The organism is uncultured Roseobacter sp. (assembly GCF_947501835.1).
Taxonomy (GTDB): domain Bacteria; phylum Pseudomonadota; class Alphaproteobacteria; order Rhodobacterales; family Rhodobacteraceae; genus Roseobacter.
Window position 1 is genome coordinate 429,470 of sequence record NZ_CANMXR010000003.1, and the last position, 13,522, is coordinate 442,991.

The following is a 13,522-nucleotide window of genomic DNA, read 5'->3' on the forward strand; positions in this document are numbered from 1 at the left end:
GTTTGGCGCCTACGAGACGCCCGGTTGCGGGTATATGTGCCTGCGACATGACGGGTGCGCGGTAAACTGTCAAGCAAAACACTTGGCCTGTATACCGAAGAATACGTTGACTGCGACATTTCACGTGTTAAATCCGACATAGACCAAGAGAAGTTTCATCGCCGAGGGGAACCAGATGCCAAGCTATAACCGTACGTTTGAATTGAGTATCCACGATGTCGATCTGATCGAGGAGTCTCTGCGCGCGCGCGGTCGTGAGCTTTGCCGGATGCGGCGGGCGCTGTCTGACGAAAACCCTGCTGATTTGCAGTCGGTGACGGTGATCGAAGCCGACCAGCGCGAAAACGAAGAGCTGCTTGGGCGCCTGCACAACCAAAAGATTTTTTATCGCCCCGGCGCAACACCCTACGTCAGCGGGTAATTGCGCCGCAGGCGTTGCCCTGTCAGGCGACGTATGCCGCGTAGGCCATCAGCAAACAGCACACCCATCCACTTGTAAAAATGATCGGGCGCAACGGCAAACGCGCGAGGCCCGAAATCATGCCTGCCGCATGTGCGATCCGCAGCCAGAAAAAGGCGATGGCCGTCCAATAGGTAAGGCTCGAATAACCCCCCAGCCGATCAATGATCAGAACCAGGATGGCAAAGGGCAGCAGTTGTTCCAGCAGGTTGAGATGCGCCCGATAGGCGCGGTGGACCCAGGGACGCAGCTGCGTCAGGTCGCCGGGCCGCGTGAAATTGTCGATGGGCGCGGGGTCCGTGTTCACGCCGACGATGTAGGGGATCCACAAGGATGCAGCTAAAATACACAGCATGATCAGGATGCCCATTTCTGTGGAAAGTGTTTCTGTCGGCATGGATCAACCCTCCGCCTCTGCATGGGAAAAGCGGACGGATTGCCCGGTCTCCAGCCATGTTTTCAGCCCCGCAAGGGTGCGATGCCAACCATCAGCCACGCCTTCCTGACCGGCTGGGATATCGTAGTGCTCCAACGTGAGCATACAATTCTCGCCCTGCGGTTCGATCATGTAGACAAAGCGTGACTGTTCCAGCGGCACATCAGGGCCTGCCCAATGGGGCTCAAACGTGCTTTCAATCCGCGTTTTCGGCGTCAGCTTGGTTTCCGTCAGGACCAGCATCACGCTGTCATCGGGAAATTTCAGAACCAGCTTGTTGCCCGCGCGCACGCAGCTGCCTGCGACAAAATTATAGGCGGCATTGGCCTCTGCATCCGTCAGCGCATGCCACAGCGCGTCTTGGGTGCAGTGAATATAGGTCTGCATCATGAAATCTGGTTTGGTCATCTTCGGTGTTCCTTCAAGTTGGGTTTTGAGATTAAGCACCGCTCGTGCCGCTGGTTGCTGAAGCAGGGGCTCCACCCAGCGATCAATCGCTTCCTGCAGCGGAAGCGCGTTGAGGTAGTGGTATTTGAACCGGCCTTTTTTATGAGTCACGATCAGCTTTGCCTCTTCCAGCACGCCCAGATGCTTCATCACACCAAAACGCGTCATATCGAGCTGTACCTGCAGATCCTGCAGGCTTTGCCCAGGCTTGACGTGCAGGCTGTCAAGCAGCGTGCGACGGGCCGGATCGGCAAGAGCTTTGAAAATCGAATCCATGAATTCTTTATAAGTGAGTATTTAGTCACGTGACAAGTCGGTAACATATAAAAATTCTGCAAGGGGATTGCAGGCTCGTTCTGCTTGCGCGCATCATCGCGCCAGAAAGGACCCATCCATGACCACGCCAAACACCTTCGTCGGGCCGGAAGGCCGCAGGCTCGCCTATCACCTGACCCCGGGGCGCGGACCCTGGATCATCTTTCTGGGCGGGCTGAAATCCGACATGGAGGGAACCAAGGCGCTACACTTGGAAGACTGGGCGCGGGCGCAGGGCCGGGCATTCTTGCGGTTCGATTACTCCGGTCACGGCCAATCGTCCGAGGCTTTCGAGGAGGGGTGCATTGGCGATTGGGCAGAAGACACTTACCAGATCATTCAGGCATTGACCGATGGGCCGATTTTGCCGGTGGGGTCATCCATGGGCGGCTGGCAGGCGCTGTTGCTGGCCAAACGTCTTGCGGATCGCATCACGGGACTGGTGACCATCGCCGCAGCGCCTGACTTTACCGAGGACAGCTATTGGGCGGGTTTCAGCGATGCACAGCGCGCCCAATTGCAAGAGGATGGCCGCGTCGAAATCCCGTCTGACTATATGGAACCTTACGTGATCACATGGCGCATGATCGAAGATGGTCGCAAACATCTGGTGCTGCGATCCCCGCTCGATTTGCCCTTTCCTGTCCGCTGTCTGCAGGGCACGGCAGATACGGCCGTCAGCACCGAAACGGCATTGCATCTTGTGGACCACGCAACCTGCCCGGACATGCGCCTGACATTGGTCAAGGATGCGGATCATCGGTTTTCCGATGGACCCTGTCTTGGCATCATCGAAACGGCAATCGAAGAGATTCTGGCGCTTGCAGAATAGGAGCAGACCATGGACCAGCGGATCAGCCTGATTACACTTGGCGCACGTGATATCAACGCCCTGTCGGCATTTTACGACGCGCTTGGGTGGCAACGCACGCCTTCGCCAGACGGGGTGATCGCCTATGATCTGATTGGCCAGACGCTCGGTCTTTATCCGCTGGACAAGCTGGCCGAGGATATCGGGGTGTCCCCGGATCAGCTTGGGTATGGGGCAAGCACGTTTGCGCATAATGTAACGGCCAAAGAAGACGTCGCACCGCTGCTGGCCCGGGCTGAGGCGGCTGGCGCAAAAATCCTCAAACCAGCCCAAGACGTCTTTTGGGGTGGGCATCACGGGTATTTTTCCGACCCCGAAGGTCACATTTGGGAGATCGCGCACAACCCGTTCTCGCCGCTGCGTCACGATGGCGCTTTCCGGTGGAACGGATACGCGGACGACTGATGCGCAGCCCCAAATCCATGTGGAGCCTGGAGACGCTTGGCCGCGTGCGGTTGTCCAAGCATTTCTACATGCGAGATTTTCTCTATTCGGAAATCAGTAACATCCACGGCGTGCCCAATGTACCACCTGATCCGGAACTGGCGCTTGAGAATGGGCGCATGCTCTGCACAGAACTGCTTGATCCGTTGGAGGAAACTTTCGGCCGTCTCGCCATCAGGTCCGGATACCGGTCCCCAACACTGAATGGATATGGCAACGCGCATAAATTGAATTGCGCGGCGAATGATAACCCAATCGAGTGCCATATCTGGGATCGCGGCGCGGGGGCCGAGGCGATCGCAGGCACGTCGCTGGCCATTCCCTGGTTTGCGGATCAATACGCGCAAGGCCGTGATTGGCGTGATCTGGCCTGGTGGATCCATGATCATCTGCCCTATTCCGAGGCGTGGTTTTTTCCCAAGCTCGCGGCGTTCAACCTGGTTTGGCGACCCACCCCCTTGCGCACGATTTCGAGCTATATCGCCCCCAAGGGGATGTTGCTCCGCGCTGGTGCCGAGCCAGCGGAATCGCTGGAAGATCGCAGGGGGCGCTACGCGGACTTCCCCGCTTATCGCGGCATTAAATTCCCGCAAAACTAGAGCATATTGTGTATTTTTGGTATCTTATCCACAACATATTGATTGACCGTTGACCTAAAACGAGATTTGCGCAATGTCTCCCCTGTGTCATCAGGGGGGTGATGATTCATGGTCAGGCTGTTTTTCTATATCTTGGTTCTGTGCGCTTTTGGCCCGGGCAATGCTATGGCTCAGGCTTGCGGTGGCGACTACGAGGTGGCGCGGGGCGACAGCCTCTCGCTCATCGCCAATCGCCTCTACAAAGATGCGGGTAAATGGACGGCAATCCATACTGTGAATCGCAGTGTGATTGGTGAAGATCCCGACAAAATTCTCGTGGGCACACGGTTGGAGCTCGCGTGCATCAACGGTTTGTCCAAGGGCATGTCCCCCCGCAGCGCGGTGTCCGGCGAACGGCTAAAACTGGATGCGGTTCCCGCCAAAACCAATTTCTCGCAGCCAAGCGTTCCGCCGGTGCGTTCGACGCCTTTGCGGGTGGTCACTGGCGACGATCAGGCCCCGTTTTCGGACCACCGTCTGCCGCAGGGTGGGATGCTGGCCGAAGTGATGGACCAAGCATTGCAACGGGGTCTGACGAGCAGAACGGTCAAGACTTTCCGCATCAACGATTGGGCATCACACCTTGAACCGCTGCTAACGGGCGACCTTATGGATGTGTCCTACCCGTGGCCAAAACCGGATTGCGACGACCTGTCTGGCGCGCCCATCTGTCAGGCTTACGCATTTTCCGACCCCATGTTCGAGATGTTGATGGTGATGTTCGTGGACGCAGACAAGCCGGTTCCCCTAGCGAACACTGAGGACATCCATGGCAAAAAACTCTGCCGACCCGCGGGCCGGATGGTTTTCATGCTGGATGCTGAGGGGCGGGGATGGTTGCGAAATGGTTTGATTGAATTGGTCCGCGCGCCGACGGTTTCAGGCTGCTTCGATCTCCTGGTGCGCGGGGATGTCGATGCCGTGGTGGTGAATGAATTTACCGGGCGAAACGCGGTTGCAACGCTGGGCCTGACAGATCGTGTTACGCCGCTGCGAAACACTCCGCTTGGTATTGTGACGCTTCATGCCGTCGTGTCCAAGCAGCATCCGCAAAGCCAAAAGATATTGGCGGCGCTCAACGACGGGCTGCGAAAACTCAAGCGTGACGGTGGGTTCCAAGACATCCTTGACCGTCATTTGAGCGCGGTTTGGGCAGGTTTATGATCCGGCTTCGACCCGTCCCATGTATCTTGGCTGCGACCATGGTGGCGTTTTCGGCGCAGGCAGACATCAGCCTCCTCACCAGGCCGGACAATGCCCCGTTCACCGCGGCAAACTGGCCGGAACAAGGTATTTTCACAGAGTTGGTGTCAGCGGCATTGGCGGCAAGCCCGGCGCCGGAGCCGCACTCCATCACCTGGCAGGGCAACTGGTCCTCCCAACCGCATCTGATCAAGTCAAAGGCCTACGATATGGCGTTTCCATGGGGTCAGCCCGGGTGCGAAGTCACCGCCGCGGATGATGCCAGATGCACCGATTTTCATTATTCGGAGCCCGTGATCGACGTGGTTATTCTGCTCTTCGTACGAGCGGAAGATGAATTTGAGTTCGACCAGAATGCGGATCTTGCGGGGCGCACCCTGTGTCGGCCTTCCGGTTCGCTCACCCATGATCCGAACGGATTTGAAGCCCAGTGGCTACCGAATGACGCCCTAAAGGTACGACGGCCTGAGACGCTTGGGGCGTGTTTCGACCTTTTGATGGCGGGCAGGGTAGATGCCGTTGCCGTCAACGAATTCCAGGGCGTCCAGCACATGTTTGCGGCGGGGCTGACGGAGAAGGTGGTGCCTTTAACCCGCCCTCTCGCCACCCAATCGTTGCATGTGGTGATCTCAAACACCCATTGGCGCGGCACCGCCCTGATGTATCGGTTCAACGCGGGGTTGGCGAAACTGAAACAGACAGGCGCCTACGCCGAAATCCTGTCCCGTCACATTGCGATCTATTGGGAGCGGCTCAAAGGCTGAGTTTTGCCGAAAGCGCCGCGCCTCAGCCTTGCGATTGCGCGCATAGCGGGTAAGACTGCCTTCAAGATCGCGGATCACGGGGCATTTCATGAGCAGCACGCAGCGCCACTCTGGCAGGAGGCTTCGGCATGGCTGAGCCTTTGGTGCTCCTGCCCGGAATGATGTGCGATGCGCGGCTGTTCGGGCCCCAAATCGCAGAACTGTCCGCGGATCTGGCGGTGATGGTCGCGCCGATCACGCAAGGCGAACGGATTGAAGAGATTGCCTCGTCCTTGCTTGACCAGTTGCCAACCCGGTTTGCCCTCGCGGGTCTGAGCATGGGCGGCATCGTGGCGATGGAGATTTTGCGCCGGGCGCCGGATAGGGTAACGCGTATTGCCCTGATGGATACCAATCCCCTCGCCGAAACCCCGCAAATCGCAGCGGCGCGCGAACCTCAGATCGTCGCCGCGCGCACCGGTCGCATGCTGGATGTGATGCGTGAGGAGATGAAGCCGAACTATCTTGCACCCGGTGCACATCAACAGGATGTCCTCAATCTGGTGATGGATATGGCCGAAACCCTGGGGGCGGAGGTGTTTGTCCGTCAGTCACGCGCGCTGCAGCGCAGGCGTGATCAACAAAGCACATTGCGAAAATGCAAGGTCCCCACGCTTGTGCTATGCGGGCGGCACGATGCATTATGCCCGGTGAAACGGCATGAATTCATGTCGGAACTGATCCCCTATGCGACACTGCGGATCATGGAGCATGCGGGGCATCTGCCGACCTTGGAACAACCTTCCGAGACCACCCAGGCCCTGCGGGACTGGATGGGGCTGCCGCTGGTGCTCAGATAGTCGCGCGGATCAGGCCGCTGCGTTTTTGTTTGCAGCTTTGCGGGGTTTTTTGGCGGGCTTGCCGCTGTTGGCGTCAATGAAGTCCAGCACCAGTGGGCGGATGTTTTTGCGCCAGCTCTTGCCCGCAAAAATACCGTAGTGGCCCGCGCCCTCTTCCACGTGGCTTGCCTTTTTGTTGTCCGGCAGGCCGGTGCACAGGTCCAATGCTGCAATGCACTGTCCAGGGGCCGAGATGTCGTCCTTTGAGCCCTCAACCGTTTTGACCGCGACGGTTGTGATCTTGCCGATATCCACTTTCTTGCCCTTCACGACGAATTCGTTCTTGGCAATCTCCCCGTTCTTGAAGATGCGCTCCACCGTGCTGAGGTAGAATTCGGCGGTCATATCCATCACCGCGAGATATTCATCATAGAACCGGTTGTGCTTGTCGTGATCGGCTGCTTCGCCGCGTGTGACACGACCGATCTGATCGGCAAACGCCTTGCTGTGCTTTTCGGCGTTCATCGAGATGAAGGAATTCAACTGCAACAGCCCAGGGTATACCATGCGCCCGACGCCGGGGTATTTGAAACCAACGCGCTGGATCATCAACTCCTCGAGCTGACCCATCGTTACCCGGTGGCCAAAGTCGGTCACATCGGTCGGCGTTGCATTCGGATCGATCGGGCCGCCGATGAGGGTCAGGCTACGGGGCTGCGCTTTGGGGTCTTCTTCGGCCAGATAGGCGGTGGCGGCCAGGGTCAGCGGGGCGGGCTGGCACACGGCAATCACATGGGTGTCCGGCCCAAGCTCCCGCATGAAATCCACCAGATAGAGCGTGTAATCCTCAATATCGAACTTGCCGGCGCTGACCGGAATGTCGCGCGCATTGTGCCAGTCGGTGATGTAGACATCCGCGTCGGGCAACATGCTGATCACGGTGGAGCGCAGCAGGGTGGCATAGTGACCGGACATGGGTGCCACCAGCAATAGCTTGCGGCTTGGCAGGTCGCGACCGGGCACGATGAAATGCAGAAGGTCCCCGAAATCCTTTTCCATCACGATCTCGGTGCTGACCACATGGTCTTGTCCGTCGCTTGATGGCACAGCCGGAATGTTCCAGTCCGGCTTTACAATCATGCGCTGGAACGTGCGCTCCGTGACTTCACCCCAGGCTGTCATCCATGCCAAACCGGGGTTTGGAATCATCGAGAAAGCCGGGTATGATCCCATGGCAAGGGCCGTAGCGCCCAGCCATTGGTTCGTGTTGCGGATGGTTTCCATGAGGTCATAAGTGGCCATATAGCGCATAGGGGTCTCCTTGTAACAATCCGGGTGCACCGGTAAACACAGTCGCTTCGCCCCCTGAAAGCCAACGACATAATGCTGCAACTGCGAACATACGAGGGATAGGTTAATATGACAACAGGAACTGACAGTGAGGTGATCCCCTCGGGAGAAACGCTTGAGAGAATGACGGAAAATCTCAAGAAAGTTGAGGAACTGTCAGAGAGATTGCAACGGGTTCTGACCAATCGTCAGACGCATCACCCGGCTTTGGATGGCCCGAATCAAGAGCTTTTTGGGCGCGCAGCGCAGGCGTATTGGGCGGAAGCGGTGAACAATCCCGCGAAAGTATTCGAGCATCAGATGTCCTATTGGGCGGACACGATGAAGCAGTTTGTGCAGGCGCAGCAAGAACTGGCGAAGGGCAAATTGTCAGCCCCCGAAGATCCGGGCCCAAAGGATCGGCGCTTTGCCAATCCGCTCTGGGATACGCACCCCTATTTCAACTACGTGAAGAAACAATACCTGATCAACGCGGATGCCTTGAACACCGCAGTTGATGATGTCAGCGATCTCGATCCTGAGGAAAAGAAGCGGCTGACCTATTTTGCGCGTCAGATCGTCGATCTGATGTCCCCGACCAATTTTCTGGCCACAAATCCGGATGCGCTGGAAAAAGCGCTTGAGACCGAAGGGCAAAGCCTCGTGCATGGGCTGGAGAACCTGATCCATGACCTTGAGGCGAACAAGGGCGAGCTGGTCGTAAAGCTCGCGGATGAAACGGCCTTTGAGCTCGGTCGCAACATCGCCACAACGCCGGGCAAGGTGGTTTATCGCAACCGGATGATGGAGCTCATTCAATATGAGGCCACGACCGAAGAGGTGCATAAAACCCCGCTGGTGATCTTCCCGCCATGGATCAACAAATTCTACATTCTGGACCTGAAAGCGCAGAACTCTCTTGTCAAATGGCTGACCGATCAGGGCTACACCGTCTTTATGGTCTCCTGGATCAACCCGGACCCGACCTATCGCGACATCGGGATGGAAGACTACGTCGAAGACGGCTATCTGACCGCGATTTCAGAGATCAAGCAAATCACGGGCGAAAAGCAGGTCAACGCGGTCGGCTACTGTATCGCGGGCACCACATTGTCGCTGACCCTGTCTTTGCTCAAGCAGCGTGGCGACAAATCGGTGAAATCCGCGACGCTCTTTACCGCGCTGACAGATTTTTCGGATCAGGGCGAATTTGCACCCTTCCTGACCAATGATTTTATTGACGGGATCGAAGAAGAGATCGCCGATAAAGGCGTGCTGCCATCGGTGATCATGGCGCGCACCTTCTCCTTTCTCCGCTCGAATGATTTGATCTACGGTCCCGCGATCAAGAGTTACATGATGGGCGAAACACCCCCGGCGTTCGATCTGCTGTATTGGAATGGGGATGGGGCGAACCTGCCGGGCAAGATGGCGATGCAATACCTGCGGGGCCTTTGCCAACGGAACGAACTGGCGCAGGGCGGGTTTGATCTGATGGGCCATAAGCTGACACTGGAAGATGTCGACATCCCACTCTGCGCGATCGCCTGCGAGACAGATCACATCGCTGCCTGGAAGGACAGTTATCGCGGGGTCCAGCAAATGGGTGCCAAGGACAAAACATTCATCGTCACCCAATCGGGGCATATCGCCGGCATCGTCAATCCGCCGACCCGCAAAAAATACGGCCACTATACAAATCCGGATTTATCGCTGGATTATTCCGATTGGCTGGAAGATGCGGATTTCACCGAAGGCTCGTGGTGGCCGCGCTGGGAAAGCTGGTTGAAAAAGCGTTCCGGAAAGATGATTCCCGCACGTATTCCGGGAGATTCGAGCCACCCCGTCCTCTGTGATGCGCCCGGAACATATGTGGCCAAGAAGGCAACCCTTTGATTTCATATTGAATTTATGGTCTAAAATTTTTATGCTGCGGTGCAGAAAAAATACTTGAAATGCCGCACTGCAGCATGTATATCCTTTTCCAGACGCAGAAAGCCGGGATGATCCGGAAAGCGACAAAAGGATTTTAGACATGACAAAGACACCTGACATGACCGCCGTATTCAAAGACGTTCTGGGCGCATTCCCAGTGGACACAGCTGCAATGGAAGACGCGTTCAAAACAACCGCTTCCCTGAATGAAAAACTGTCCGGCGTTGCGCTGACAGCTGCAGAGAAATCCACCGAGATCTCCAGCAAATGGACACAAGACACACTGGCCAAACTGGCCGACATGTCGAAAGCAAAATCAGAGCCAGTTGATTACGCAAAAGCGATGACCGATTTCGCATCCGCGTATTCCGAAGCCGCTGCTGAGCACATGGCCGCTTTCGCTGAAGTTGCGAAAAAAGCGCAAATGGAAACTGTCGAGCTGATGATGGCTGCTGGCAAAGACATGAGCGAAGACGCTTCTGCCGCTGTCAAGAAAGCCACAAAAGACGCAACAGCTGCTGTCAAAAAAGCCGCAACTGCGAAGTAATTCGTCTCCCAGTTAGCGCCTACTTCCTCCCTGAACGGCGCCAACTAAGAGGGCGGGCTTTTTGGAGCCCGCCCTTTCTTTTTACAAATCTGTGTCTTAAGCTGCACTGCAGCGTCTGATGAGGGAGAACTCGCGTGGCGGAAAAAGACAAACCATTGCTGATCAAACGATACGCAAGTCGGCGTCTCTATAACACCGAAACGAGCGATTACGTCACGCTGGAAGATATCGCCTCCCTGATCCGGGAAGGGCGTGAGGTTCAGATCGTTGATCTGAAATCCGGCGACGATCTCACCCGTCAATACCTGCTTCAAATCATTGCAGAACACGAAAGCCGCGGGGAAAGCGTCCTGCCGGTTGATGTGCTCAATGATCTGGTGCGCAGCTATATGACCCCAGGCTCCAGCGTGGTGCCGCAATTCCTGCAGGCGTCCTTTGAAATGCTGCGGGATGGCCAGTCACAAATGATGGACAAGATGACCGCTATGAATCCAATGGCGAAAATGCCCGGATTTGAACTAATGCAAGCGCAGCAACAGGCCTTCATGAAAGCCATGACCGGTGGCCTGGGCGGAGGCAGTGGCTGGAGCGCGCCAGATAAGGACGAGCCTGCCGAGGACCAGGAGAGCGCCGAGGATCTCGACGCCATCAAAAAGCAGCTGGCAGAGCTTCAGGATAAACTGTCCAAGTTGAAATAGCGCTCAGGCGACCGCAGATGCCTGCGGTGCCATGACAGTTTCGATTGCCGCCAAGAGCACATCCGTTACCGCATCCAGCTCCCCGGTTTTCAGCCGCACCGGCAGGCGCACATCACAGGCCTTCATCAGCATTTCGCGCGTTTGCGGCAATTCGGGCAGATCCTTGATGAACTGCCAGTTCCAGAAGGCGCGGGCGTTATCGGCGCTCTGACCAAAGACCTGCACCTTGACGCCCGCCTGATCCGCAGCCTTTGCAAAGCCGGTAATCGCGCTGTTGTCCAACCCGACAAGATTGAACTGAATGCTGTCAGGGGCACGCTCCTCACCCTCTAGCGGTTCCGGGACATCGATGAAGGGCGAGGCATTTAGCCGCGCAGCGACGTAGTCATGATTGTGCCGGCCATCCCGAACCCGTTGCGGCAGCGCGTCCAGTTGCGGACGAATGAGGGCTGCCGAGAGGTTGTTCAGGCGCAGATTATAAAGAGGTAGCTTATTCTGGTGGCGCGAAAAGGCTTCCAGAAGCACCGGGTGTTTCTGCCAATTGTGCTCATATGCGCCCGACATGATGATGGCGCGTGCCACCAGATCAGCGTCATCCGTGATCAGAATGCCGCCTTCGCCAGCATTGACCATCTTGTAGGATTGAAAGGAAAAGCACCCGATTTTGCCGATGGTCCCGATTTTGCGACCCCGCCAGAGTGTGCCCAGAGAATGTGCGGCGTCTTCGATCACCGGAACGCCTGCCGCGTCACAGAGCTGCATGATCGCATCCATGTCAGAGGTGTGCCCGCGCATGTGGCTGATGATCACGGCGCTGATCCCATCTGCAAGCTTCGCAGCAAAATCATCCAGATCAACGCGGTAATTCTCGCCCACTTCGCACAGAACAGGGCGGCAATCGGCGTGCACAACCGAGGAGGGTACCGCGGCAAAGGTAAATCCGGGGATCATGACCTTGGCCTCCCGCGGCAAATCCAGCGCTTTGAGGGATAAAAACAGCGCAGCCGAGCAAGAGGAGACGGCCAATGCGTATTTACTACCCATCATCTGGGCGAACTCCGCTTCCAGCAGCGACACAGGCGCGTCGTGCGCCGCGGTGTAGCGAAACAGATCGCCGGTTTGCAAAAGGCGCTCAATCTCTGCGCGTGCCGCGTCAGGGATCGGCTCTGCGGTGTGCATATCTGGCAGCATCATATTTAGAATTCCCAAATTGAAGTTTTCGAAATTCTAAATCAATGGTGTCTGCGGGCCAAGCGAATCTTTTGTGACAGGGGATTTCGGCTAAAATCCAAGCCGGTCGCGCAGCGCGTACCAACTCATAGCCAGCACCAACAAGGGGCTACGCAGCGCGCCACCACCTGGAAAAGCGGGTGTTGGAATGGCGCCCATGGTGTCGAAGCCGTCTGTCTGCCCTTCAATCGCCAGCGCCATCAATTGACCGGCATGGGTCGCCGTTCCGACGCCGTGGCCGGAATACCCAGACGCGGAGAGAACATTGGGAGCGACACGGGCAAGATAGGGAAACCGTTTCATCGTGATGCCGAGTGTACCGCCCCAGGCGTAATCAATCTTGACGTCTCTCAGGTGTGGAAAAACGATCTCCATCGGTTTGCGCACGGTGGCGGCGATGTCCCTGGGAAAGCGGTAGCCATAGCTTTCGCCACCGCCAAAAAGCAAACGACCATCGTGGCTGAGCCGGAAGTAATTCACCACAAACCGGCTGTCGGCCACCGCAATGTCTTGGGTCAGAACCTGCTTCACACGGTCGCCCAACGGCTCTGTCGCGATGATGAAATTGTTGATCGGCATCACCCGGGCGGAGACCGAGGGCGCAAGGGACGACAGATACCCGTTGCAGGCCAGGACCACATGGTCGGCCACCACGCGCCCCGCATCGGTTCGGACCGTGGCGGGAGTGCCATGTGCCAGCGTGTGCACGCAGGAACGTTCATAGATTTCAACGCCTGCGCCCTTGGCAGCACGCGCCAGCCCGAGCGCGAAGGCCAGCGGGTGCAGATGGGCCGCGCCCATGTCTAGCACACCGCCCTGATAATCGGGGGAGGGGCAAATTTCATGGCATTCCGTCGCGGTCAAAGCGCGGATGTCGGAATACCCGTAGGCAGAATTGAGCAATTCCGCATAGTCATGCAGATGTGTCACATCGGATTGAGATGACCCGGTCCAGGCGATCCCAGGTTTGAGATGGCAGTCGATCTGATGCTGGTGGATCAGGGATTTCACCAGCGCTTTTGCGTCTTCGCCCAGATCCCACAGGGCTTTCGCGCGCGTCTTGCCCACCATCTTTTGCAGCGCATCCTGTTCGACCCGCTGACCACTGCCCAATTGCCCACCATTGCGGCCCGATGCGCCAAAGCCGACGTGGTGCGCCTCCAGCACGACCACGCGCCGCCCAGCCTGCGCCAAATGCAATGCCGCTGAGAGACCCGTGTAGCCCGCACCGATGATACAGACGTCGGCTTTGACCTCGCCCTTCAGGCTGTCAAACGGCGCGAGCGTGGGCGTGCTTGCGGCGTACCAACTGGGCGGATACTGGCCAAGGGTGTCATTGGCGTAGAGCAGGTTCACAGAGATGGGCTCCTGTTTCCGGGTCGGTGCC

General features: G+C 57.2%; 15 protein-coding genes. 10 read left to right on the forward strand and 5 right to left on the reverse strand.

Translation table 11 applies throughout. The features are described from left to right. The first annotated feature begins 175 nt into the window (after positions 1 to 175). The gene (locus Q1A20_RS08925) at positions 176 to 421 is read left to right on the forward strand and encodes a hypothetical protein (RefSeq protein ID WP_298973592.1); all 246 of its coding nucleotides are present in this window, start codon (positions 176 to 178) and stop codon (positions 419 to 421) included. A 22-nt stretch (positions 422 to 443) separates the two neighbouring features. Here Q1A20_RS08925 and Q1A20_RS08930 read toward each other — a convergent pair whose 3' ends face one another. Both Q1A20_RS08930 and Q1A20_RS08935 read right to left on the reverse strand, forming a co-directional pair. Continuing rightward, positions 444 to 857 carry an MAPEG family protein gene (locus Q1A20_RS08930; RefSeq protein WP_298973589.1) on the reverse strand — a complete coding sequence of 138 codons (414 nt, stop codon included), beginning with the start codon at positions 855 to 857 and terminating at the stop codon, positions 444 to 446. A gap of 3 nt (positions 858 to 860) precedes the next feature. Then, a complete protein-coding gene (locus tag Q1A20_RS08935) occupies positions 861 to 1,619 on the reverse strand; it encodes an SRPBCC domain-containing protein (RefSeq protein WP_299916769.1) in 759 nt (252 codons plus the stop codon). A gap of 118 nt (positions 1,620 to 1,737) precedes the next feature. On the opposite strand from Q1A20_RS08935, the gene Q1A20_RS08940 reads away from it, so the two are divergent. The 6 genes from Q1A20_RS08940 to Q1A20_RS08965 all read left to right on the forward strand — a co-directional run bounded on the left by Q1A20_RS08940 (position 1,738) and on the right by Q1A20_RS08965 (position 6,417). Then, positions 1,738 to 2,490 carry an alpha/beta hydrolase gene (locus Q1A20_RS08940; protein ID WP_299916770.1) on the forward strand — a complete coding sequence of 251 codons (753 nt, stop codon included), beginning with the start codon at positions 1,738 to 1,740 and terminating at the stop codon, positions 2,488 to 2,490. A 9-nt stretch (positions 2,491 to 2,499) separates the two neighbouring features. Next, positions 2,500 to 2,934: a VOC family protein gene (locus Q1A20_RS08945; protein ID WP_299916771.1), complete on the forward strand. Its 435-nt coding sequence runs from the start codon at positions 2,500 to 2,502 to the stop codon at positions 2,932 to 2,934. Between the two features lie 17 nt (positions 2,935 to 2,951). Next, positions 2,952 to 3,572 (forward strand): hypothetical protein, encoded by a 621-nt coding sequence (locus Q1A20_RS08950; RefSeq protein WP_299632243.1) that lies wholly within the window; start codon positions 2,952 to 2,954, stop codon positions 3,570 to 3,572. 108 nt (positions 3,573 to 3,680) lie between these two features. Continuing rightward, on the forward strand, positions 3,681 to 4,775 hold the full coding sequence (locus Q1A20_RS08955; RefSeq protein WP_299916772.1) for a transporter substrate-binding domain-containing protein: 1,095 nt from the start codon (positions 3,681 to 3,683) through the stop codon (positions 4,773 to 4,775). Then, the gene (locus tag Q1A20_RS08960; protein WP_299916773.1) at positions 4,772 to 5,578 is read left to right on the forward strand and encodes an ABC transporter substrate-binding protein; all 807 of its coding nucleotides are present in this window, start codon (positions 4,772 to 4,774) and stop codon (positions 5,576 to 5,578) included. Before Q1A20_RS08955 ends, Q1A20_RS08960 begins: the two co-directional genes overlap by 4 nt. A 128-nt stretch (positions 5,579 to 5,706) precedes the next feature. Then, positions 5,707 to 6,417 (forward strand): alpha/beta fold hydrolase, encoded by a 711-nt coding sequence (locus Q1A20_RS08965; protein WP_299916774.1) that lies wholly within the window; start codon positions 5,707 to 5,709, stop codon positions 6,415 to 6,417. Positions 6,418 to 6,426: 9 nt separating this feature from the next. On the opposite strand, the gene phaZ is transcribed toward Q1A20_RS08965, so the two are convergent. Next, positions 6,427 to 7,707, reverse strand: coding sequence for a polyhydroxyalkanoate depolymerase (gene phaZ / locus Q1A20_RS08970; RefSeq protein WP_299403042.1), 1,281 nt, complete (start codon positions 7,705 to 7,707; stop codon positions 6,427 to 6,429). Between the two features lie 108 nt (positions 7,708 to 7,815). Between phaZ and Q1A20_RS08975 the strand changes: the two genes are divergently transcribed. From Q1A20_RS08975 to phaR, 3 genes are all read left to right on the forward strand, one after another. After that, positions 7,816 to 9,621, forward strand: a complete 1,806-nt coding sequence (locus Q1A20_RS08975; protein WP_299403045.1) for a class I poly(R)-hydroxyalkanoic acid synthase — start codon at positions 7,816 to 7,818, stop codon at positions 9,619 to 9,621. A 139-nt stretch (positions 9,622 to 9,760) separates the two neighbouring features. Further along, complete coding sequence (locus Q1A20_RS08980) at positions 9,761 to 10,207, forward strand: phasin family protein (protein ID WP_298973564.1); 447 nt, start codon at positions 9,761 to 9,763, stop codon at positions 10,205 to 10,207. A gap of 134 nt (positions 10,208 to 10,341) precedes the next feature. Continuing rightward, positions 10,342 to 10,905: a polyhydroxyalkanoate synthesis repressor PhaR gene (gene phaR / locus Q1A20_RS08985; RefSeq protein WP_298973563.1), complete on the forward strand. Its 564-nt coding sequence runs from the start codon at positions 10,342 to 10,344 to the stop codon at positions 10,903 to 10,905. Positions 10,906 to 10,908: 3 nt separating this feature from the next. Here phaR and Q1A20_RS08990 read toward each other — a convergent pair whose 3' ends face one another. Both Q1A20_RS08990 and Q1A20_RS08995 read right to left on the reverse strand, forming a co-directional pair. Further along, positions 10,909 to 12,099: an aminotransferase class I/II-fold pyridoxal phosphate-dependent enzyme gene (locus Q1A20_RS08990; protein ID WP_299916775.1), complete on the reverse strand. Its 1,191-nt coding sequence runs from the start codon at positions 12,097 to 12,099 to the stop codon at positions 10,909 to 10,911. Positions 12,100 to 12,186: 87 nt separating this feature from the next. Continuing rightward, positions 12,187 to 13,491, reverse strand: a complete 1,305-nt coding sequence (locus tag Q1A20_RS08995) for an FAD-binding oxidoreductase (RefSeq protein ID WP_299403051.1) — start codon at positions 13,489 to 13,491, stop codon at positions 12,187 to 12,189. Positions 13,492 to 13,522: the final 31 nt, after the last annotated feature.